Here is a 19,025-nt window from a genome sequence, read left to right as displayed (position 1 = left end):
AGGTCCACCCAAGGCGCTCGACGTGAGTCTCGCGCCGACCTCAGCGACGCGACCGCGTGGCGGGTTCACCCCGAGGGGGGCGATGTGTGCGGAGGCTGCTCGAAAGTCTCGACGCGGACCTCGGTTCGGCCCCAGCGGCTCGAGGCGCGCCGAGTCACTCCGTCGTGTTCGTATCCACCCAGAGGGTCTCGAAGCGGACCTGGGGCGGCGTCTGGTGCAGCCGCAGTCCCTGCACGGCCGCCGAGGCCGCCGCGTGCACGCGCTCGTGGTACAGCGGGATGAGCGGGCAGTCGTCGCGGAACAGGTGCTCGGCGCGCACGTAGAGCTGCTGGCGCAGCTCCGGGTCGATGGACACGCGCGCCTCGGAGGTGATGCGGTCCAGCTCCGGGTTGCGGTAGCCCACCGGGTACACCGTCTGCGCGCTGGAGTTCAGCAGGAAGTAGAGGAACGTGTCCGGGTCCGGGAAGTCCGCCAGCCACAGCGTGCGGAAGGCCGACATCTTCCCGTCGCGCAGCCGCGTCAGGTACTCCTCCGGCGCCAGCTCCACGTGCTCCAACTGCAACAGCCCCGCCTGCATCAGCGGACGGAACAACACCGCGTCCTCGGTGGACGTGTCGCGCCCCACCGGGTGGTGCAGCGTGAGCTTCAGCCGGCGCAGTCCCGCGTCGCGCAACAACTGCTCCGCCAGCGCCACGTCGGGCGCCGGCAGGGGCGCCATCTCGGAGCCCGCCAGCAGCTCCGGCGGCGTCAGCGTGCGCGCCACCCGCGCACCCGGGTGGAACTGCTCCACCAGTCCGATGATGTCCATGCCCGCGCGCAGCGCCCGCCGCACCCGCACGTCGTCATAGGGCGGCTCACGCAGGTTGAGCGCCACGAAGGCCGTGGAGGGCGTGGTGCTCGCCAGCACCTGGAGCGACTCCAGGCCCGGCACCTCCACGTGCTCCGCCGAGAGGAACGACACCAGGTCCGCCGTGCCCGTGCGCAGCCTCGACACCGCCTCCTGCCGCGAGTCGACGAGCTGGAACTCCAGCCGGTCCAAGAGCGGCGTCCCCGAGCGCCAGTAGGACGGATTGCGCTCCATCACCACGCGCTCCGGCTCCAGTGACATGACGCGGAAGGGGCCCGTGCCCACCAGCCGCCCGCTCCCGTCCATCCTCGCCACCGACGTGGCCGTGAGCGCCATCAGGTGCAGGAAGAACGCCTTCGGCTCGCGCAGCCGTATCTCCAGCGTGGCGTCGTCCAGCACCTCGATGCCCGTCACCTCGCGCGCCAGGCCCGACGAGAACTCGGGCGCGCCCTCCACGTCCTCGAGCAGGCTGCGGTCCGGCGAGCGCACCGCCGGGTCCAACAGGCGCTCCAGGTGTCGCTTCACATCGCCCGCCGTCAAGAGCGAGCCGTCGTGGAACGTGACGCCCTTGCGCAGATAGAAGCGATAGCGGCGCGCGGACGGGTCCGCGTCCCAGCGCTCGGCCAGGTCCGGCTCCAGGCCGCCGTCCTCCAGTCGCACGAGCCCGGAGAACGAACACGCGGTGAGCTCGGAGAGCTGGTTCTCCACGCTGAACAGCGGGTCCACCGCCTGGCGGTTGCGCAGCGAGGCGGACTGGTGCAGCACCACGCGCAGCGTGCCGCCCGTGCGAGGCTGGGGCAGGCGGAAGCGGAACACCTCCGTCTCCAGTCCCACCGCCTCGTGGCCCAGCTGGTCCACCGTGCGCGTCAGCCCGTCGCCGATGCGGATGACCCGGCGCGCGTCCTCGCGCACCTGCGCCACCTCCTCGCGGATGGACGCGTCCGCGCGGGTGAGCACCACGTTGGCGGTGCGCAGCTCTTCAATCGCCGCGCTCAGGCGCACCACGGACTCGGACAGGTCCCGTCCCGTGCGCGCCTGGTCCTCGGCCTTCTGCGAGGCGCCGTGGCCCACGCGGGCCATCTCCTGCGTCTGGCGCACCAGCTCGCGCGCGTGGCCGGCCTGTTCAATCGCCATGCGCGTGACGTCCTCCACGCGCCGGGCCACGCGGCGGCTCGCCTCGACGACGGTGGCGCCCTGGGCCTCCAGCCGCTGCGTCTCCGTCACCGTGGCCTCCACGGCGCTGAAGGTGCGCTGGGTGATGGTGCGAATCTCCACCAGCGCCTCGGACGCGCGGTCACCCAGCGCGACGCCGGTGGTGGCCTGCTCGCGGCCCTCGTGCACCAGCGTCACCGCGGTCATCACCGCGTCGCGGATGCCGGACACCATGGCGGCGATTTCGCGCGTGGAGCGCGTGGTGCGCTCGGCCAGGTTGCGAATCTCGTTGGCCACCACGCCGAAGGGGCGGCCGTGCTCGCCAGCCTGCGCGGCGATGATGGCGGCGTTGAGGGCGAGCAGGTTCGTCTGGTCGGCGATCTCCTGGATGACGTCGACGATGCGGCCAATCTCCGCGGAGCGCGAGCCCAGCGTGCCCATCAGCTCCGCGGCCTTCCGGACGGTCTCCTCCACCCGGTACATGCCCTTGACGCTGTCGCCCACCAGCACCTCGCCGCGCTCGGCGGTCGCCGTCACGGCCAGGGCCAGCTGGTTCGTCTCGCTGGCGCGCCTGCGCACGGAGTCGATGCCACCCTCGACCAGCGCCACGAAGTTCTCCGCCTCCGCGGCGAAGCGCGCCAGCTCGTCACCCGAGGACGCGATGTTGGCCAGCCGCTCGCTCATCGCCTGCATCAGCGAGGTGGTGTGGTTGGCGAAGTCGTTCACCTGCGACAGCGACTCCACCACCTGCTCCAGCCGCTCCGTCATCTCCAGCAGCGCGCCGGTGGTGTCCACCGCGAACACCTCCAGCTGGTGCACGCGCTTGCCCACCACCTGGAGGCTGCCGCCCATGCCGCTGACGGAGTGCAGCGTGCGCTCCACCGCGCCACCCTGGCGCCGCGCGGCCTCCAGCAGGCTCAGGGCCTGCTCGCTCACCTCGTTGCTGGTGCGGTGCAGGTTCGCCGTCACCCGCTGCACCTGCGACAGCGCGCGGCGCAGCGACAGGATGAGCCGGCGGACGTCCTCATGCCCCTCGTAGCGGAAGCCGCCCGTGGTGGTGAGGTCGCCCTCGGCCAGCTGGGCCATGACGCGCCGCCGGGCCAGCCTGCGCAGCGCCGCCCAGCGGAACCACGACAGGTAGCCGCCCACGATGTAGAGCGTGGGCGTGGCGAAGAGCAGCGCCGTCCACGCGGACACGTCCAGCCGCTGGCCGGTGAGCTGGAGCACGCCCCCCAGCACGAGCGCGGAGAGCAGACCGGCCGCCAGGCCGAACGCGAAGAGGTACCGTTTGGCGCCCATGGACCCGGGGAAGGGTACTCCGCCTTCTCGCGCCGGTCCTCAAAACGCCGCAGACTCGTCCCCCTCGTGCCCATCCTGCTCGCCCTCCTGGCCCTGGCCCTCCCCGCGAACCCCGTCAGTCCGGGCTCGGCGCGGGCCCACCCGCCCGAGGAGACGGCCCGCTACGTCTTCGCCTGGCGCGGGGTGCCCGTGGGGACCGTGACGCTGACGCGGGAGGCGGCGGCCTTCCGGTACGACAGCCATCACCTGCACACGCGAGGGGAGGACTCGGGCGCGCGTCGACGCACGGCGTTGCTGGAGGTGGACGCCGAGGGGCGCCTCGTCGGCCGCCCGGTGGTGCCCCAGGCGCTGTGGCTGTGGCGCGGGCCTCCCACCCCGGGCTGCGTCACGGGGCGCGAGGAGCTCTCCGGCCGCGAGGGCCCGCACTGCGTCACCGGTGGGACGGCCCCCTGGGTGGAGGGCACGCTCCTGGGGACACCCTTCCGGGCCCGCTACGACGCGCGTGGCCTCATGGATGTGCTGGAGGTGGGCGAGTCCCGCTTCACCGTGGCGTCGCCGGACACGCGGCTGGTGGCGCCTCCGGACTTCTTCGCCCAGGGGCTGCCGGTGCAGGGCGAGCGTGGGGCGCTGACCCTGGTGCCCGCGCTGGAGGTGCCCGCGAGGCTTCCGGGCATGACACCCTGGACGGCCCGGGCCGCGAGGGCGCTGGCGGCGCGGGTGCACGCGGCCTTCATCGAGAAGGGACCGAGCGCGGCGGACTGGCGCGAGGACGGCGAGGGCGAGGCGGGTGGGTGCCTCGCGCACGCGCTGCGCTTCGCGGCCGGAGCCCGCAAGCGGGGCGTGAAGGTGGCCCTGGTGCACGGGCTGTTGGTGGTGGACGGCGGGCCCGCGCGGCCGCACGCGTGGGTGCGCGTGGCGCTGGAGGACGGGGGCACGCTGGAGCTGGACCCCACGTCGATGGACCCGGTGCGCGAGGACACGCACCTGCCCGTGGCGCTGGCGGATGCACAGGGCCCGGCGCTGGAGGCTGGGGCCCGGTGGCTCGCGCTGCTGCGTGGAGACCACCGCGTCGTCCGACGTCCGTGAGTGCGCTGCCCATGGCGCTGGCGGATGCTCGGGGCCCGGCGCTAGAGGCCAGCGTGCGCTGGCCCTCCAGGGCAAAGACCACTGCGTGGTCCGACGTCCGTGAGTGCTACTCGAACGGGATGACGGACAGCTTCGCGCCGGCGCTCGCGCCCAGAATCTCCTTGGCGCGCGCGGGCAGGTAGGCCACCTGGTTGTCCAGCCGGGCGTGGCAGCGCACCGAGCGGAAGCGGTTGCGGCCCGACTCGCGCTCGAAGGCGACCAGGACGTCATCCCCCTCCAGCTCGAAGTCCTCGGCTGCCAGCTTCACCGTGCGGTACTTGCGCACCAGCGTCACGTCGCCCGTGTTCGCCTCGAAGTGGGGCCCGCCGTCGAACGGGTCGATGCGCTCCACGTACCGGAAGCCCACGCGCTCCAGCATGCGCTGCACGCCGCGCGTCTGCGGCCCCACCTCGCCGAGCACCTTCTGCACCCGGTCCGGGAAGAGCGACGCGTAGATGTCCGACGCGGGGAACAGCTCCTTGATGAACTCCTTGTTCTGCCGGCTGAGGCGGTCCGCCTCCAGGTACGTCAGGCCGGTGAACTTCTTGCCGCACGCCTCCCACAGCAGGCTGCGTCCATCCGGCAACAGCGGCGGGAGCAGCTCCGCCAGCACCCGGGGACGGAACAGCCGCCGGTGCATGGCGATGAACAGGAAGCGCACGTAGGACAGCTGCTTGCCGGGCTTGTCCGGCGTGGCGCGGTAGGGCGGGTCCACCACCAGCCCGCCGATTTCGGTGGGGCCCTCGTAGTTGTAGGCGATGGACAGCACCTTGTGCCGCAGGTGGCGCTCCAGGGACGCGGAGTAGTGCTCCCGCTCGCTCACCTCGTAGTAGATGTGCGGCGCCTCGTACGTGCCGTGCTGGGCGATGATCATCGACGTGCCGATGATGAGCCCGTTGCGCATGTCCTCCAGCACGAAGAGGTACTCGCGCTCGAAGGGGTTCTTCACCTTCCCGGCGAAGCTCTTCACCGACTTGTCGATGATGCTCTCGAGCGTCTCCTCGTTGTTCGGCAGGTTCACCGTGTTGAGCACGGCGGCGAGCCGCTTGAGGCCGGCCAGGTCGGTCTTCTGGACGTCACGCAGGACAAGCATGGTTGCACCCGGGACGCTGCCGGAACGGAGCGCCGGAAGGGGTGGGGACCATACACCACACCACCTCCGAACGGTCAGCCCATGGCTCCCTTGTTTCCTTGCGTGACGCACTGAGTCATAAGCTGAACTCACCGATTCGGGCGGGAGGTGCGCGCCCGTTCCACTCACCGAAACATTTATCAGACATCCATCCCCCTGCCCGGATGCTCGCTCTGTTGTCAGGCAAGAGGGAAGAATTTGCCGGGGGAATGAAACACGGAATCGTTTCGGCTACGGTCTGTCGAAGGTTGGCTTTCAAACCTTCGCAAGGACATGTGCCATTGAGAGTCTTTGTCCCTGGATTGCTGGCGATGTTCCTGCTCCCTGGCCTGGCGTCGGGGGAGGTCCTCTGGCGCGGTGACTTCGAGACGGGCAACCGCTCGCAGTACACGCGCGAGCAGATGGTCAGCTCGGACCGTCTGTTGGTGGTGAGCAACCCCGTGGCCGAAGGGAAGTACGCGCTCAAGGTCACCGTGAAGCAGGGCGATGATCCCATCAACTCCAGTGGCAACCGCAACGAGCTGGTGTACCTGGGCAAGGAGAAGGAGGGCTCGGAGTACTACTACCGTTGGAAGGTGATGTTCGCGCCGGACTTCCCCAGCGTGGACACGTGGCAGCTCTTCACGCAGTGGCACCATGACGGCTGCTGCGGCTCGCCTCCGCTGGAGTTCTACGTGCGCGGCGAGGAGATGCGCATGGCGCTCAACTCCGACTCCACGATTCCGTGGCGCGGCAAGCTCGTGCGAGGCGTCTGGCACGAGTTCATCCTGCACGTGAAGTGGTCCGCGAAGGCGAGCACGGGCTTCGTGGAGCTGTGGCACAACAAGGAGAAGGTGCTCGCGAAGCGCGCCGCCGCGACGATGTACGCGGGGCAGAACAACTACCTGAAGCTGGGCCTGTACCGCAGCGATACCGTGAAGCCGGTGGGCGTGCTGTACCACGATGGTTTCATCCAGGCGACGACGCTCGCGGACGTGCTGCCCACGACGCCCACCCCCACGCCTGACGCGGGCACGCCCGTGGACGCGGGCACGCCCGTGGTGGACGCGGGGACGGCGGATGCCGGGACGCCCGAGGTGGACGCGGGGACGCCCGTCGCAGATGCGGGGACGCCCGTCGCGGATGCGGGCTCCCGGCCGGACGAGTCACCGGGCGGCGTGATTCCTCCCGGCGGTCTGTCCCCGAGCGAGGACGACGAGGAGGCCGTGGGCTGCAACAGCTCCGGCGGTCCGCTCGCGGGGATGGCGCTGTTGGGGTTGATGGGGCTCATCGGCGCGCGTCGGCGTCGGCGCTCCTGAGCCTGCGTGGAGGGCTCGGGAGCGGCGTTCCCGAGTCCCCCGCTCACAGCTCCTGGGCCTGCTCGCGCTTCTTCTCCAGGGCCTCCAGCTCGGTGGAGCGCTTGCCCAGGTGGGGCTCCAGGAAGCGGCTCACGTAGTCGAGCGTGAGCCTGCGGGTGTCGGGCTGCTGCCAGCCGGTGAGCTGGAGCTTCGTCTCCGTGTCCTTCCACGACTTCTCCACGACGTAGTCGGACTGCGCCGCGAGCGCCTCGACGCGGACCTTGTTCTCGTAGGCGAGGTCGTCCGCGGTGGTGCGGGAGCGTCGGGTGCCTTCACCCAGGCTGCGGTTGTAGGACTCCGCGCTGCGCACGCGCGCCTCCGCCTCCTCGGCCGTGTCCCGCCGCGAGGTGGGCTCGCCGTACTTCATGGACAAGAGCTCCGAGAGCGCGTCGAAGTCCTCGCGCAGGGGCGCGCCGGTGTCGAAGCGCAGCGACACGACGGCCAGCTTGTTCAGCGTGAACTGGAAGTCCACCGTCGCCGGGCGGTCCGTGACGCGCAGGGCGACGCGCAGGTCACCTTCGGACGACGTCGTCCGGGCCTCGGGGTAGAGCGCGCGGACCTCGTCGGGAGACATGCCCCACCGGGTCTCCTGGAACCCGCTCTTGCCTCGGTGGTTCGCCAGCTCCTCGGCGGCGAAGGCGCTGTTGGACTCGCGGATGGACTCCCGGCGCTCGAGCAGCGCTTGCTGTCGGGCGGAGCTTCCACAGGCGGCGGCCAGCAGGCACAGGGGGAGAAGTCCGGCGAGGGGGCGAAGCATCTCAGGCTCCTGGGGGCGGGGATTCAGCGCCCTGGACGACCGGAGACTCCGGAAATTCATGCGAACCGGGGTGGCGGCGCTTTTGACAGGGCACTGTCAATCAGCCAGCCTGTGGGCATGGCGAAATACACGACGGCCGGGTCGACCTTCACGGACCTGGTGCTCGAAATCTTCCAGAACAACGGCCTCTTGCTGGCGGCGGGGGACCGGTTGGCGGCGCCGTCGGGGCTGACGAGCGCGCGGTGGCAGGTGTTGGGGGTGGTGGACCACGAGCCCGCGCCGGTGGCGAACGTGGCGCGGTCCATCGGGTTGACGCGGCAGAGCGTGCAGCAGACGGCGGACGCGCTGGAGGCGGAGGGGTTCATCGAGTACGAGGAGAACCCGCACCACCGTCGGGCCAAGTTGATGCGATTGACGCCGAAGGGGCGCGAGCGGCTGCGCGAGGTGGAGGCCCGGCAGCTCGCGTGGGCCAACAAGCTGGGCGGCAAGCTGACCGCGGCGTCCTTGAAGACGGTGGTGGGCACGCTGCGCGAGGTGCGCGAGGCGCTGGAGCAGGACGCGTCCACGAACGCGTGAGTGGGGATGCGCACGCAGCGTGAATAGGGCGTGTCGGCGTGCGTCATCAGGCGCATGCACGACATCTTGCGCCGCACGGTGCTCACCGCACTGTTGGCCACGTCCGCGACGGCGTGGGCCGAATCCTCTCAGTCCCCCGACGTCACGGTCTCCCCGGTGCCGTTGATTGCCCTGGCTCCTGGCCGGGTTGTCTACGCCGACTCGCAGGGCTCGCGGAATCTCGCCGAGTGCGAGTACGTGGAGGAGCGCAAGTGGCTGGCGGGACCCGAGAAGGGGACGCGGTTCCAGGAGACGGAGCCGTGCTCGCTCTGGTTCCTGGCGGTGCATCCGTCCACGGGCCGTTGGGCGATGTCGCTCTCCGTGGGTGGGGACGAGGGGCACGAGCGCCTGGTGAGCGTGACGCTCGCGGGGCGGAAGCTCGAGGTGCCCCGGAGCAAGTCGGGGCGCGCGAAGCAGGGCTCCTTCCTCGTGATGGGGGACCTGAACGGGGTCGTGGGGGTGACGCCCGGCGTTGCTTCGCAGTGGACCGAGAACAACGTCCACCACTCGCAGATGCCGATGATGTTCACGGAGGATGGCGCTCGGGTGCTCGTCACCAATGGAACGGTGACGACCACGGATTGGTGGAGCTGGAGCTTTGGTCCGAAGCCCGAGGGCATTCGCGTGTTGCCGGTGCACCAGACGGACAAGGCGGGCAATGAGGTGCTGCCAGGCGAGTCGCGCACGGTGCTGCGTCATGACAAGGGGGGTGTCCGCATCGCCACGATGGACCCCACTGGGACGAAGCCGTGGAAGGTGGGGCCGCCGCTGAAGCTGAGGCGCAAGGGGATGCTGTCGCCCATGGTGATAGGGGACACGATGGTCTTCTATCGCGAGGGGACGCAGGACGAGGGCGGCAACTGCGAGGGCGCGGACTCGGCCACCTATCGGCGCCTGGACCTGCGCACCGGTCAGGAGCGGGTCTGGAAGACCCATGACACCTACTGCAGCAGCTACGAGCTCACGGCGGGGAGCCCGCGGCGCAAGTCGGTGTTCTTCATCGAGAGCAACTACTACGAGCGGAAGCTCTCCCAGTTGTACGAGTACTCGGTCGAGCGGGACGAGGTCCGGGTGACGAAGGCCGAGGGCTTCGAGGGCGCGCACGACATCAGCGAGGATGGGCGGACGCTGCTGCTCTTCGACCCGGGACGCTCGGTCGCCGTGTTCGATGCGGATACGGATGAGTACGTGTGGCTCAAGGGCTTTGGGCGAATCACCGACGCGGGGCTGTTGGACCTGCGCTGAGGGTCGTCAGGGCTCGCTCTTGGCGGAAGTCGAGCAGGCCCTGGTCGGTTCGCGGTGAGCCTACCAGCCCTGGTGGTCGAGCCAGCTTCGGAGTGCCTTGGTGATGTCCTCGGGCACGTCCTCCGGCGCGTGGTGGCCCGCCGGGCCGAGGGGGACGATTTCGAGGCGAGGGAACTGGGTGCGGGCCCACTCGATGGTCTTGGGCGCGCTGAGGCTGCCGCCATCGAACGTCAACAGGAGCGCGGGCTTCCCGGTGGGCTGGGCGAGCCAGGCGTCGTAGCGCTCGATGACGGCGGCGACATCGGCGGGGCTGCCGTCGATGGGAATCTCCCGGGGCCACTGGAGCATGGGGCGCCGTGACGCGGCGTCGGGGTAGGGCGCGTAGTAGGCCGCCCGGGCGCTGTCGTTGAGGCCCGTCTTGACGCCGTTGCTGAGCGAGCGCTCCAGGAACTCGTTCTGCTCGAGCACCATCTGCTCGCCGACGCCGGGTGTGCGCAGTGCGCGGAACAGCTTCTCTCCCTGGGGCGGCCATTCGCTCCAGTGCATGGGGCGCAGGAAGGTCTCGAAGACGACGACGCCGCGCACGCGGTCCGGGTGCCGAGCGGCCCAGTCGAGGGCGAGCACGCCGCCCCAGTCGTAGCCGACGAGCACGACGTCGCGCAGACCGAGCGCGTCGAACCAGGCGTCGAGGTATCGCGCATGGTCGGCGTACCGGTAGGCGATGTCGGGCTTTCCGGAGCTCCCCATGCCGATGAGGTCGGGTGCGAGGCATCGACCCTTGTCCGCGAGCCGGGGCGTCACGTTGCGCCAGACGTACGAGGAGGTGGGGTTGCCGTGGAGGAACACGATGGGTGAGCCGGTGCCCTCCTCACGGTAGGAGAGGAAGGAGTCGAGGACGGGGAGTTGGTGGGTGGTGGGCATGGGCGTGGGGTGGGGGATGACGGGTGCGGATGCGTGGCACGCGATGAGCGCGCCGGTGGCGAGCCAGCCGAGCAGTCTGTGCATGCCCCAATATGTGCCCGGAGCGTCCTCGCTGGCCGTGATGGTTCGTGAGCAGTAACCTCACGGAAAATGAGCATTCAAATCGGGGCCATCGACCTCAACCTGCTCCTGGTGCTCCACACCGTGCTCGTCGAGCGCAGCGTGGTCCGAGCGTCGGAGCGGCTCCACGTCACGCCGTCGGCCATCAGCAACAGCCTGGCGCGGCTGCGTGCGCTGCTCGGAGACCCGCTGGTGACGCGCAAGGGGCGGGGAATCGTCCCGACGCCCAGGGCGCTCGCGTTGGCGCCGGCGATTGGTCGCGGGCTGCGGGAGATGGAGCTGGCGCTCCATGAGGTTCCGTTCGAGCCGGGGCGCTGCACGCAGACCTTCACGTTGGCGGTCGCGGATGCGGGGCAGCTGACGTGGGTGCCGCGCATCGCGGCGCTGATGCGTCGGGAGATGCCGGATGCGCGGCTCTCCGTGGTGGGCATCGACTCGCTCGTGTCGCTGGGGGATTTGGGGTCGGGGCAGGTGGACCTGCACCTGGGGCTCGCGGGGAAGGGGACGGGGCTGCACCTCGAACCGTTGCTGACGGAGCGCACGCTGCTGGTGGCGCGCCGAGGGCATCCGGTGCTGGGCAAAAGGCTGTCCGTGCGGGCGCTGGGTGGGCTCCAGCATGTCCGGGTGGAGATGGTGCCGGGGAAGAGCTTTCGTGACGCGGTGGGGGCGGCGTACGCGCGGGCGGGGATTGCTCGGGAGGTGGTGATGGCGGTGCCGTCGTTCACGGCGGCGGCGGCGGTGGTCGCCACGACGGACCTGGTCGCGACGTTGCCGGAGTCACTGGTCAGCGAGAAGGGGGCGAGGTTCGCGGTGCAGGCGGTCGATGCGCCGATTCCTCCGCACACGGTGCGAATCTCGATGTGCTGGCACGAGCGCACCCACGTGGACCCGGCGGCCCGCTACTTCCGCGAGCTGGTGCGGCGCGGTGTCCTGGCGTCCTGAAGTGGTCCGGGCCGACCCTTCGGCGTGTCTTCGGCGGGCATGATAGAGAATGGGGATGGAGTCGTTGGCGGCGACGTGTCCTCTTCATCCCGAGCGCCTCGCGGACGGGGCATGCAGTCGATGTGGCACCTTCGTGTGTGAGGGCTGCCGCAGGTGGCAGGTGGGGAGGATGCTGTGCCTTCGCTGCCACAAGGTGGCGCTGGGGGAGAAGCCATCCAGGAGGGCGACGCTCGCGGTCGTCTTCGCCACGTTGGGGTTCTGCGGATTCGTCCCGGGGCTCGTCGGACTGGTGCTGGGCTACCAGGAGCTGGCGGCCATCCGCGCGGGCACGTCGCCCGGGTCGGGCGAGGGCTGGGCGGTGCTGGCGCGCAATGTGGGGTGGTTCCATCTGGTGGTGCTGGTTGTCATTGGCGTCGGGTTGATGCTCCAGGTTTGAGGGATTCTGTCGGGTTGCGTGTACGCTTCGCGGTCAGGCCGATGGACTCCCTGGAGTCCGAGGGTCGACGTCTTCTGACGCATCAAGTGGGGGCATGAATGGCTACGAGGAAGTTTGCTCTGGAGGCAGGTGGTCCTCTGCGTCTCGAGTTTGTGTGGGGGATGTTCTGGAGGAACTTCACGGTGGTCCTCGACGGCCAGGTCGTGGGGACGTCTGAAGGCGGAGCCTCCGCGCTGAAGAAGGGGGTGCGGTTCACGCTGCCGGACCGGACCGTGCTGGACGTGCAGCTCCAGTCCGGCGTGCTCAGCGCGGAGCTGGCGGTGAAGCGCAATGGACTCCCGTTGCCCGGGTCGTCGACGGACCCCGAGCAGCAGATCAAGACCGCGGCCTACATGCTGTATGTCCTGGCGGGCCTGAACACGCTGCTGGGCGTCATCGGCATGCTGACGGCGAGCGAGGAGATGGAGGCGCTCGGGCTGGGCATCGGCTCCATCGTCTTCGGCGCGCTGGTGGCCGTGTTCGGCTTCTTCACCTATCGGGCCACGAGGTTCGGGCCCATCCTCGCGGTCCTGCTGTACATCGGCGACACCGTGGTGACGTTGATGGATTCGATTGATGCCGGTGGCAAGCCGAACATCTTCGGGTTCGTCGTCCGCGTGTACATCATCGTCACGCTGGTCAAGGCCGCGCAGGCGGCGGGTGAGCTGAAGCGGCGGGAGCAGGAGAACGCCGGCGTGTCACTCCAGCCCTGAGGCTCCAGGCGCGAGTCGTCGGATGGATGTGACGACTCGCGCCGTGGGACTCAGCGCTGTCCCGACTCCAGGCCCGGGCGGTCGTCGAAGAGCTGGACCCAACGGCCGTCGAAGCCGCCGTTCGCGGGCAGGTACCAGGCCCCTGGCAACCAGAAGCCCTGCTCCACGCCGTCCGTCGAGTCCGTGAAGCCCGCGTGCACGAAGTAGTCGTGCTGCCACCAGAACGAGGACGGCGACGTCGTGTAGCCGCTCGCGCTCGCCCGCGTCTGGCCCCGTGAGTCCACCGCCGTGCTCGCGTAGGCGTTGTCGTGGAAGGCGTTGGAGCCGCCCCCTCCGAAGTCGGAGGCGCTGTCGTTCATCTCGTACGTCCCGACGAACCACTTCTTCGCGATGTACCCCTCGCGGTCATCGTCGTTCTCCACGTCCCGCGTCTTGGGGAAGAAGCGCTGCATGCCCGCGCTCACCTCCGTGGCGCCGCCCTCGTTCACCAGCGCGCTCTCCAGGTAGAAGTCGATGGGCCCTGTGTCCAACCAGTGCGTCGCGTAGCCGCCGTGCTGCCAGTGCGTGGGCAGGATGTCCGCCAGGTCCTGGAGCTCATACGTGACGCGCTTCACGTTGGGCCAGGTGATGGTCTTCCCGTTGTCGTAGCGGCTCGCCAGCGCGTCCGCCGTCGCGTACGTGAGCGCCCGCGCTCCGAACGCCGCCACCGCGTCCGCCGAGCCCTCCGGCACGAAGGCGTAGTGCACGTTCTTCCGCCCGCCATCGTTGTTCACCCCCGCCTCCGCCTTGCCCGCGCTCGCCATCCTCCCCGCGAAGAACGCATACGGGTCCGTCACGAAGCGCAGCTCCTGCCCATGCGCCGCCGCGAGCTTGTCCGACCACTCCGCCTGCCAGATGAGCAGGTGCTTGCCCGTGGCCGTCTGCATGAAGTTCAGGTCCACGTGTCCCGCGCGGCGCACCACGTTGCGCTTGTGCTGCGTCACCACCGCGTACGCCACGGACTCGCCACTGCCCGGTGCGCCCACCACGTTCGTCACCAGCATCTCCACCCGCTCCCAGTCGTGGAGCTGGTAGTCCCCGGCCGCGTTCTTATCGAGCGCGTGATACACGTGGTAGATGAGCTTCAGGTTCTTGCTCCCATCCATGAACTCGATGAGCGACGTGTAGAGCGTCGGACGGATGCGCCAGGCGTCATACGCGCTCGGCCCCGCCCGCGAGGCGTCCACGTACTGGGGGATGCGCTTCCAGTTCAGCTTGTTGTTGGAGAAGTTCCCGTCCCGGTCGAAGTCGAAGCTCGTCACCCAGTCATAGCCGTGCCGCCCGTCGTTCCCGTTGCCCCGCTTGAGCAGCACGGGCGCGTAGTACTGGAGGAACGCCTGCCGCTGCTCCGTGGTCAGTGTCCACGCCTGCGCGTAGGCGCTCGTGGGCCAGCTCAGCGCCGCGAAGGTCAGGGCCAGCACGCCGTACAGGCCAAGCCGTGAGTACCGGGGAGCACGTCTCGTGATGTCTGGGGTCATGCCCCCAGCAAACCACGGCCTTCCCTCTCAAGATGAGCAAAGCGAGAATAAGTCACTTTCTCGAAAGGGCGCTCATCGGGGTGTGCGAGGAGGGGACCTTCGTGGCTGTCTGGCCTGGATGAGCGCGCCCAGCCCATCGAGGACGCGCTGGAGGCCGAAGCCGAAGGCATGGTCCGGACTGTAGGCGGCCCCGTGGGCTGCTCCCGCCGCGGCCCCCACACGTGAGGCCAGGGGATAGCGGGCCGGGTCCATGACGCGGGCCAGCAGCGGCTCGTTCGCCTTCCACCAGGCCTCCTCGGTCTTCGCCGTCTCGACGGAGGCCGCGCGTGCTCGGCTCGTGCTCCTCGCGGAGGATTCGACGAAGCCCAGCACGAAGGTCAGCGCCGCATCCATCTCGACATCGTCCAGGCCGAGCCCTTCCAGCGCGCCGAGCTCGTGCTCGTACTTCGCCATCAACCCAGGGCCCAGGGGCGGGCGACTGGTGGCGATGTCGCTCATCCAGGGGTGCCGCTCGTACAGCGCATGGTTGTCGCGGGCCACCGCCTCGAGCCGGGCGCGCCAGCCCGTGTCCTCGGGCTCGCGACGCGGCATGTCCGCGTAGAGCTGGTCGAGCATCAGGTCCACCAGCTCCGCCTTGCCCGGGACATACGTGTAGAGCGTCATCGGGCCCACCGAGAGCCGCTCGGCCAGCTTGCGCATGGTCAGCGCTTCCAGGCCCTCCAGGTCCGCCAGCTCCACCGCCGAGGCGATGATGCCGTCGACGCTCAGCGTCGGCTTGGGCCCCCGCTGCCCCGCCGAGGGGACGTCCTTCCTCCAGAGCAGCTCCAGCGTCCGGGCGGGGTCCCCCGCGCCGCTGCGATGTGTCGCCATGCGCTCTCCAGTGCCAGAGCCCGCCTTGACTGGCTACTCCGTACATTGTACGTAGATTCTCGTCCACATCGAGACGGAGGCCTGTCCGCATGCGCATCACCGCATCCGCCATCTCGCTGAATGTCGAAGATGTGTCCGCGTCCGCGGCGTTCATGAAGCGCCACTTCGGGTTCACGGAGGACATGTCCGCGGACGGGTTCGTGTCCCTGTCGCGCAAGGACGCGGGGTTCAACCTCATCTTCCTGCGCACGGGGCTCGAGTCGCTCAAGCCCGAGTCGCTCAAGCACCGCAAGGCGGAGGGCATCCTCGTCGCGTTCGTCGTCGACGACATCGACGCCGAGTACCGACGGCTGCAGGACGAGGGCGTCCGAATCCTCACGCCCATCGAGACCGAGCCCTGGGGCGAGCGCTTCTTCCAGGTCGCGGATGACAATGGCGTCATCCTCCAGCTGGTCCAATGGATGCACCCGCCTCCGGAAGGCGTGGTGAGTTGAGGCCGCGCGGCGACCTGCTTGAAGCGACCCGAGGCTCGTGCGAGGTGTCGGCCATGCGCGACGAATCGAACCGTGGTGATGGCGGCGTGCCCCATCTGAGCCCCGAGGAGTTTCGTGAGCTGGGCCACCGGCTGGTGGACTGGGTCGCCGACTATCAGCAGCGGCTGGAGTCCTTCCCCGTGCGCTCGCAGGTGGCGCCGGGGGAGGTCGCCTCGAAGCTGCCCCTGCGTCCTCCGGAGGAGGGGCTCGACGGGGTGAAGGGCTGGGATGCGGTCCTCAAGGATTTGGAGGACGTCATCCTGCCGGGCGTGACGCATTGGCAGTCGCCGTCGTTCTTCGCGTACTTCCCCGCGAATGCCTCGGGGCCGGCGGTGCTCGGGGAGCTGTTGTCGGCGGGCCTGGGGGTGCAGGGCATGCTCTGGTCCACCAGCCCCGCGGCGACGGAGCTGGAGACGCGCGTGGTGGACTGGCTCGTGGACCTGCTGGGCTTGCCCGAGGACTTCCGCTCCACCTCCGCGCGAGGTGGTGGTGTCATCCAGGGCACCGCGAGCGAGGCCACGCTCGTGGCCATGGTGGCGGCTCGGGAGCGCGTGCGTCGTTACGGCGCCCCCGCGAACTCCGAGTGGGTGGCCTACGCCTCCACCCAGGCCCACTCGTCCGTGCTCAAGGCCGCCATGCTGTGCGGCGTGGCGCACGGCGCGGAGGACACGACGCATGTGCGGCTCATCGAGACGAACGACCGCTATGGGATGCGGGCCGAGCTGCTGGAGCGCGCCATCCTGGAGGACCTCGGCGCGGGGCGCGTGCCCTTCTTCGTCTGCGCCACCGTGGGCAGCACGTCGTCCGGCGCGGTGGACCCGGTCCGAGCCATCGGTGAGGTGATGGCTCGCACGCCGGTGCGCTCCACCGGTGGTTGGCTGCACATCGACGCGGCGTGGGCGGGCTCGGCGCTGGTGTGTCCCGAGCACCGGGGGTTGCTCGACAGCATGAACCGGGTGGACTCGTTCGCCTTCAACCCGCACAAGTGGCTGCTCACCAACTTCGACTGCAATGCCTTCTTCACGCGCGACCGGAAGGCGCTGCTCGAAGCGCTCAGCGTGACGCCGGAGTACCTGCGCAACGCCGCGAGCGCGAGCGGCGCGGTCATCGACTACCGCGACTGGCAGGTGCCACTGGGTCGCCGCTTCCGTGCGCTCAAGCTGTGGTTCGTGCTGCGTCACTACGGCGCGAAGGGGCTGCGCGCGCACATCCGTGAGCATGTGCGCCTGGCGCAGTGCTTCGAGTCCTGGGTGAAGGAGGATTCGCGCTTCGAGCTGGTCGTGCCCCGCTCGCTGTCGCTGGTGTGCTTCCGCTTGAAGCCGCTTCCGGGTGAGGCAGTGAAGGACACGGATGCGAGGAACCGCGAGCTGCTGGAGCGCGTGAATGCCTCCGGCAAGGTGTTCCTCACGCACACGGTGTTGCCCTCGGTGGAAGGAGCGCCCGCACGGTACGTGTTGCGGATGGCCATCGGCGCGGCGACGACGGAGGAGCGACATGTGCGTGCCGCCTGGGAGTTGCTCGTCGCCTCTGTCCGCTGACACCGCGTGCGAGGGAATACACGCGCGAAGGGCGTGCCCTTCGGCCGACGGCGCGCCCGCGCGAACGCAGATGAGGCTGGAGGGCTCTTCTCCCGTCCGCTGACACCGCGTCCGTGTGGCACGTGGGCTTCCACGTGCGCCTTTACATGGCGAAATGAAATGAGTCTCGGTGGCGGGCGTTCACACCCGGCCTGCGTCATGGGCCCTGCCGTGCACCACACCCCTACCCGGAGTCATCTCTTGTCGCGACGCGTCCTGTTCCTGCCGCTCTGCGCGCTTTTGGCCTGTGCTCACGCCTCTCCCGCGGATACAGCTTCGCGTGCTCCTTCCCAGACCCTCAGCTCCGGGCGGATTGCGCCTGAGGCCACGAGCGCCATGACCCGCTCCTGGATGGCCCAGCGTGAGGGAGACCTGCCCAAGGCCCAGGACGAGCTCCGTCGCGCGTGGGACGCGGGGCACCATGCTCCCGAGCTGGCTCGGGTCGCGGCGAACGTGGCCGCGGAGGCGAAGGACACAGCGGCCGCCTTCACCTGGCTGGAGCGCGCCCTGGACGTGGGCTACGCCGACCCGGGTGGACTGCTCCACGCCAAGGCCCTGGCTCCCGTGCGCGAGCTGCCGGGCTACGACGCCCTGGTGGAGCGCGCGCGGAAGAACGCTCGCGAGGCTCGCAGCACCTGGGGCGTGGGCTCCGGACTGGAGAAGACCACCCCGAGCGAGGCCGGCCTGTCCGAGCCCGCGCTCGCCGCGCTGCTGAAGGCCGCCGAGGACTCAGGCTCCGCGGGCCTCGTGCTGCTGCGCCACGGCAAGCTCGTGGGCGAGTGGTACTTCGGCGGCGACACGCACCGCATCGAGGCCATGTCCGCCACCAAGGGCATGGTGGCGCTGGCCATCGGCCTGCTCATCGACGAGGGGAAGATTCCCTCCCTGGACACGCCCGTGTCCGCCTTCTTCCCTGAGTGGAAGGACGGCCTCAAGGGACAGGTGACGGTGCGACACCTGCTCAACCACACCTCGGGACTGGCCGCGAACAGGGGGACCCTGGACATCTACGCGTCGAACGACTTCGTGCGCTATGCGCTCGACTCGGAGGTGACGGACACGCCGGGCAGCAAGCACGCGTACAACAACAAGGCCACGAACCTGGTGGCCGGCATCGTCGAGCGCGCGTCGGGCGAGAAGATGGATGTGTACCTGGCTCGACGGCTGTTCGCGCCGCTCGGCATCCGAGACTTCCGCTGGGACACGGACCCGTCGGGCAATCCGGTGGGCATGGCGGGCCTGCAGCTCCACCCGCTGGACTTCGCCAAGGTGGGGCAGATGCTCCTCCAGGGAGGGATGTGGCAGGGCCAACGCATCCTGAGCACGGAGTGGATTCACGCGATGGGCGGCGCACCCTCGCAGCCGCACATGCCCACGGGCGGCCTCCTGTGGTGGCTCCTCTACGAGGATGGGATGAGCGTCACGCTGGGCTCGGACATGCTGGAGCAGGCGCTCCGTAATGGCTTCCCCGAGGCGTCGCTCGCGCCGCTGCGGGAGATCGCGGACCGGCCTCTGCCCCAGAAGGACTTCTACCCGGCGTTCATGGCGAAGCTGGGAGGAGACTCGAACCGGGCCCGGGACTTCATGATGAAGTCCGCGCCCTTCAACCTGAAGCAGGCCGTGGAGGGGGCTCCGAGCGGCTTCGCGGCGGTGGGCCAGGGCGGAAACCGGGTGCTCGTCCTGCCCAAGTATGACCTCGTGGCCGTGCGCATGTCGGACCCCGATGAGCGCGTCTCCGACGAGGTCCTCGAGTTCACCGCGTTCGCCGAACTGGTGCTCCGCCTGGTCCGCCCCGAGCCCACCGCCCGCTGACCCGCCTGCTCGCACCGAGGCCCTCGCCTCCGGGGC

General features: G+C 69.6%; 16 protein-coding genes. 10 read left to right on the top strand and 6 right to left on the bottom strand.

Annotation, left to right across the window (positions count from 1 at the left end; genetic code table 11):
* Positions 1-154 precede the first annotated feature (154 nt).
* On the bottom strand, positions 155-3,298 hold the full coding sequence (locus AC6JA9_RS36685) for an ABC transporter substrate-binding protein (RefSeq protein WP_223747061.1): 3,144 nt from the start codon (positions 3,296-3,298) through the stop codon (positions 155-157).
* 66 nt (positions 3,299-3,364) lie between these two features.
* Here AC6JA9_RS36685 and AC6JA9_RS36680 point away from each other — a divergent pair, with 66 nt between their 5' ends.
* Positions 3,365-4,384: a lasso peptide biosynthesis protein gene (locus tag AC6JA9_RS36680; RefSeq protein ID WP_408889096.1), complete on the top strand. Its 1,020-nt coding sequence runs from the start codon at positions 3,365-3,367 to the stop codon at positions 4,382-4,384.
* 106 nt (positions 4,385-4,490) lie between these two features.
* On the opposite strand, the gene AC6JA9_RS36675 is transcribed toward AC6JA9_RS36680, so the two are convergent.
* Entirely contained in the window at positions 4,491-5,516 is a 1,026-nt protein-coding gene (locus tag AC6JA9_RS36675; protein ID WP_408889097.1) for an arginine N-succinyltransferase, read from the bottom strand.
* Positions 5,517-5,866: 350 nt separating this feature from the next.
* Here AC6JA9_RS36675 and AC6JA9_RS36670 point away from each other — a divergent pair, with 350 nt between their 5' ends.
* The gene (locus AC6JA9_RS36670; RefSeq protein ID WP_223782601.1) at positions 5,867-6,853 is read left to right on the top strand and encodes a polysaccharide lyase family 20 protein; all 987 of its coding nucleotides are present in this window, start codon (positions 5,867-5,869) and stop codon (positions 6,851-6,853) included.
* A 43-nt stretch (positions 6,854-6,896) separates the two neighbouring features.
* Here the strand turns inward: AC6JA9_RS36670 and AC6JA9_RS36665 are convergent, their stop codons facing one another.
* Positions 6,897-7,649 carry a hypothetical protein gene (locus AC6JA9_RS36665; protein ID WP_223747064.1) on the bottom strand — a complete coding sequence of 251 codons (753 nt, stop codon included), beginning with the start codon at positions 7,647-7,649 and terminating at the stop codon, positions 6,897-6,899.
* Between the two features lie 117 nt (positions 7,650-7,766).
* On the opposite strand from AC6JA9_RS36665, the gene AC6JA9_RS36660 reads away from it, so the two are divergent.
* Positions 7,767-8,225, top strand: coding sequence for a MarR family winged helix-turn-helix transcriptional regulator (locus AC6JA9_RS36660; protein WP_223747065.1), 459 nt, complete (start codon positions 7,767-7,769; stop codon positions 8,223-8,225).
* A 54-nt stretch (positions 8,226-8,279) separates the two neighbouring features.
* Positions 8,280-9,509, top strand: coding sequence for a hypothetical protein (locus tag AC6JA9_RS36655; protein ID WP_497958547.1), 1,230 nt, complete (start codon positions 8,280-8,282; stop codon positions 9,507-9,509).
* Positions 9,510-9,569: 60 nt separating this feature from the next.
* On the opposite strand, the gene AC6JA9_RS36650 is transcribed toward AC6JA9_RS36655, so the two are convergent.
* Positions 9,570-10,514, bottom strand: coding sequence for a haloalkane dehalogenase (locus tag AC6JA9_RS36650; protein WP_223747067.1), 945 nt, complete (start codon positions 10,512-10,514; stop codon positions 9,570-9,572).
* A gap of 66 nt (positions 10,515-10,580) precedes the next feature.
* Between AC6JA9_RS36650 and AC6JA9_RS36645 the strand changes: the two genes are divergently transcribed.
* From AC6JA9_RS36645 to AC6JA9_RS36635, 3 genes are all read left to right on the top strand, one after another.
* On the top strand, positions 10,581-11,492 hold the full coding sequence (locus AC6JA9_RS36645) for a LysR family transcriptional regulator (protein WP_223747068.1): 912 nt from the start codon (positions 10,581-10,583) through the stop codon (positions 11,490-11,492).
* A 169-nt stretch (positions 11,493-11,661) separates the two neighbouring features.
* The gene (locus AC6JA9_RS36640; protein WP_223747069.1) at positions 11,662-11,928 is read left to right on the top strand and encodes a hypothetical protein; all 267 of its coding nucleotides are present in this window, start codon (positions 11,662-11,664) and stop codon (positions 11,926-11,928) included.
* Positions 11,929-12,089: 161 nt separating this feature from the next.
* Complete coding sequence (locus AC6JA9_RS36635) at positions 12,090-12,680, top strand: hypothetical protein (protein ID WP_223747070.1); 591 nt, start codon at positions 12,090-12,092, stop codon at positions 12,678-12,680.
* A gap of 50 nt (positions 12,681-12,730) precedes the next feature.
* Here AC6JA9_RS36635 and AC6JA9_RS36630 read toward each other — a convergent pair whose 3' ends face one another.
* Complete coding sequence (locus AC6JA9_RS36630) at positions 12,731-14,197, bottom strand: hypothetical protein (protein ID WP_497958546.1); 1,467 nt, start codon at positions 14,195-14,197, stop codon at positions 12,731-12,733.
* 72 nt (positions 14,198-14,269) lie between these two features.
* Positions 14,270-15,067, bottom strand: coding sequence for a TetR/AcrR family transcriptional regulator (locus AC6JA9_RS36625; protein WP_497958545.1), 798 nt, complete (start codon positions 15,065-15,067; stop codon positions 14,270-14,272).
* Positions 15,068-15,156: 89 nt separating this feature from the next.
* Between AC6JA9_RS36625 and AC6JA9_RS36620 the strand changes: the two genes are divergently transcribed.
* The 3 genes from AC6JA9_RS36620 to AC6JA9_RS36610 all read left to right on the top strand — a co-directional run bounded on the left by AC6JA9_RS36620 (position 15,157) and on the right by AC6JA9_RS36610 (position 18,989).
* Positions 15,157-15,561, top strand: a complete 405-nt coding sequence (locus AC6JA9_RS36620) for a VOC family protein (protein ID WP_223747074.1) — start codon at positions 15,157-15,159, stop codon at positions 15,559-15,561.
* A 53-nt stretch (positions 15,562-15,614) separates the two neighbouring features.
* Positions 15,615-17,138: a pyridoxal-dependent decarboxylase gene (locus tag AC6JA9_RS36615; RefSeq protein WP_497958544.1), complete on the top strand. Its 1,524-nt coding sequence runs from the start codon at positions 15,615-15,617 to the stop codon at positions 17,136-17,138.
* A 375-nt stretch (positions 17,139-17,513) separates the two neighbouring features.
* Entirely contained in the window at positions 17,514-18,989 is a 1,476-nt protein-coding gene (locus AC6JA9_RS36610; RefSeq protein ID WP_497958543.1) for a serine hydrolase domain-containing protein, read from the top strand.
* Positions 18,990-19,025: the final 36 nt, after the last annotated feature.

The organism is Myxococcus sp. MH1, from assembly GCF_059738865.1.
This window is presented reverse-complemented; position numbering and strand designations above follow the sequence as displayed.

What these genes read in the sequence shown, in the direction of transcription:
- AC6JA9_RS36635 (WP_223747070.1), top strand. Translation starts at nt 12,090, where the DNA reads ATGTTCTGGAGGAACTTCACGGTGGTCCTCGACGGCCAGGTCGTGGGG.
- AC6JA9_RS36670 (WP_223782601.1), top strand. Translation starts at nt 5,867, where the DNA reads ATGTTCCTGCTCCCTGGCCTGGCGTCGGGGGAGGTCCTCTGGCGCGGT.
- AC6JA9_RS36645 (WP_223747068.1), top strand. Translation starts at nt 10,581, where the DNA reads ATGAGCATTCAAATCGGGGCCATCGACCTCAACCTGCTCCTGGTGCTC.
- AC6JA9_RS36610 (WP_497958543.1), top strand. Translation starts at nt 17,514, where the DNA reads ATGACCCGCTCCTGGATGGCCCAGCGTGAGGGAGACCTGCCCAAGGCC.
- AC6JA9_RS36615 (WP_497958544.1), top strand. Translation starts at nt 15,615, where the DNA reads ATGCGCGACGAATCGAACCGTGGTGATGGCGGCGTGCCCCATCTGAGC.
- AC6JA9_RS36660 (WP_223747065.1), top strand. Translation starts at nt 7,767, where the DNA reads ATGGCGAAATACACGACGGCCGGGTCGACCTTCACGGACCTGGTGCTC.
- AC6JA9_RS36675 (WP_408889097.1), bottom strand. Translation starts at nt 5,516, where the DNA reads ATGCTTGTCCTGCGTGACGTCCAGAAGACCGACCTGGCCGGCCTCAAG.
- AC6JA9_RS36650 (WP_223747067.1), bottom strand. Translation starts at nt 10,514, where the DNA reads ATGCACAGACTGCTCGGCTGGCTCGCCACCGGCGCGCTCATCGCGTGC.
- AC6JA9_RS36630 (WP_497958546.1), bottom strand. Translation starts at nt 14,197, where the DNA reads ATGACCCCAGACATCACGAGACGTGCTCCCCGGTACTCACGGCTTGGC.
- AC6JA9_RS36620 (WP_223747074.1), top strand. Translation starts at nt 15,157, where the DNA reads ATGCGCATCACCGCATCCGCCATCTCGCTGAATGTCGAAGATGTGTCC.
- AC6JA9_RS36665 (WP_223747064.1), bottom strand. Translation starts at nt 7,649, where the DNA reads ATGCTTCGCCCCCTCGCCGGACTTCTCCCCCTGTGCCTGCTGGCCGCC.
- AC6JA9_RS36640 (WP_223747069.1), top strand. Translation starts at nt 11,662, where the DNA reads ATGCTGTGCCTTCGCTGCCACAAGGTGGCGCTGGGGGAGAAGCCATCC.
- AC6JA9_RS36655 (WP_497958547.1), top strand. Translation starts at nt 8,280, where the DNA reads ATGCACGACATCTTGCGCCGCACGGTGCTCACCGCACTGTTGGCCACG.
- AC6JA9_RS36685 (WP_223747061.1), bottom strand. Translation starts at nt 3,298, where the DNA reads ATGGGCGCCAAACGGTACCTCTTCGCGTTCGGCCTGGCGGCCGGTCTG.
- AC6JA9_RS36625 (WP_497958545.1), bottom strand. Translation starts at nt 15,067, where the DNA reads ATGGCGACACATCGCAGCGGCGCGGGGGACCCCGCCCGGACGCTGGAG.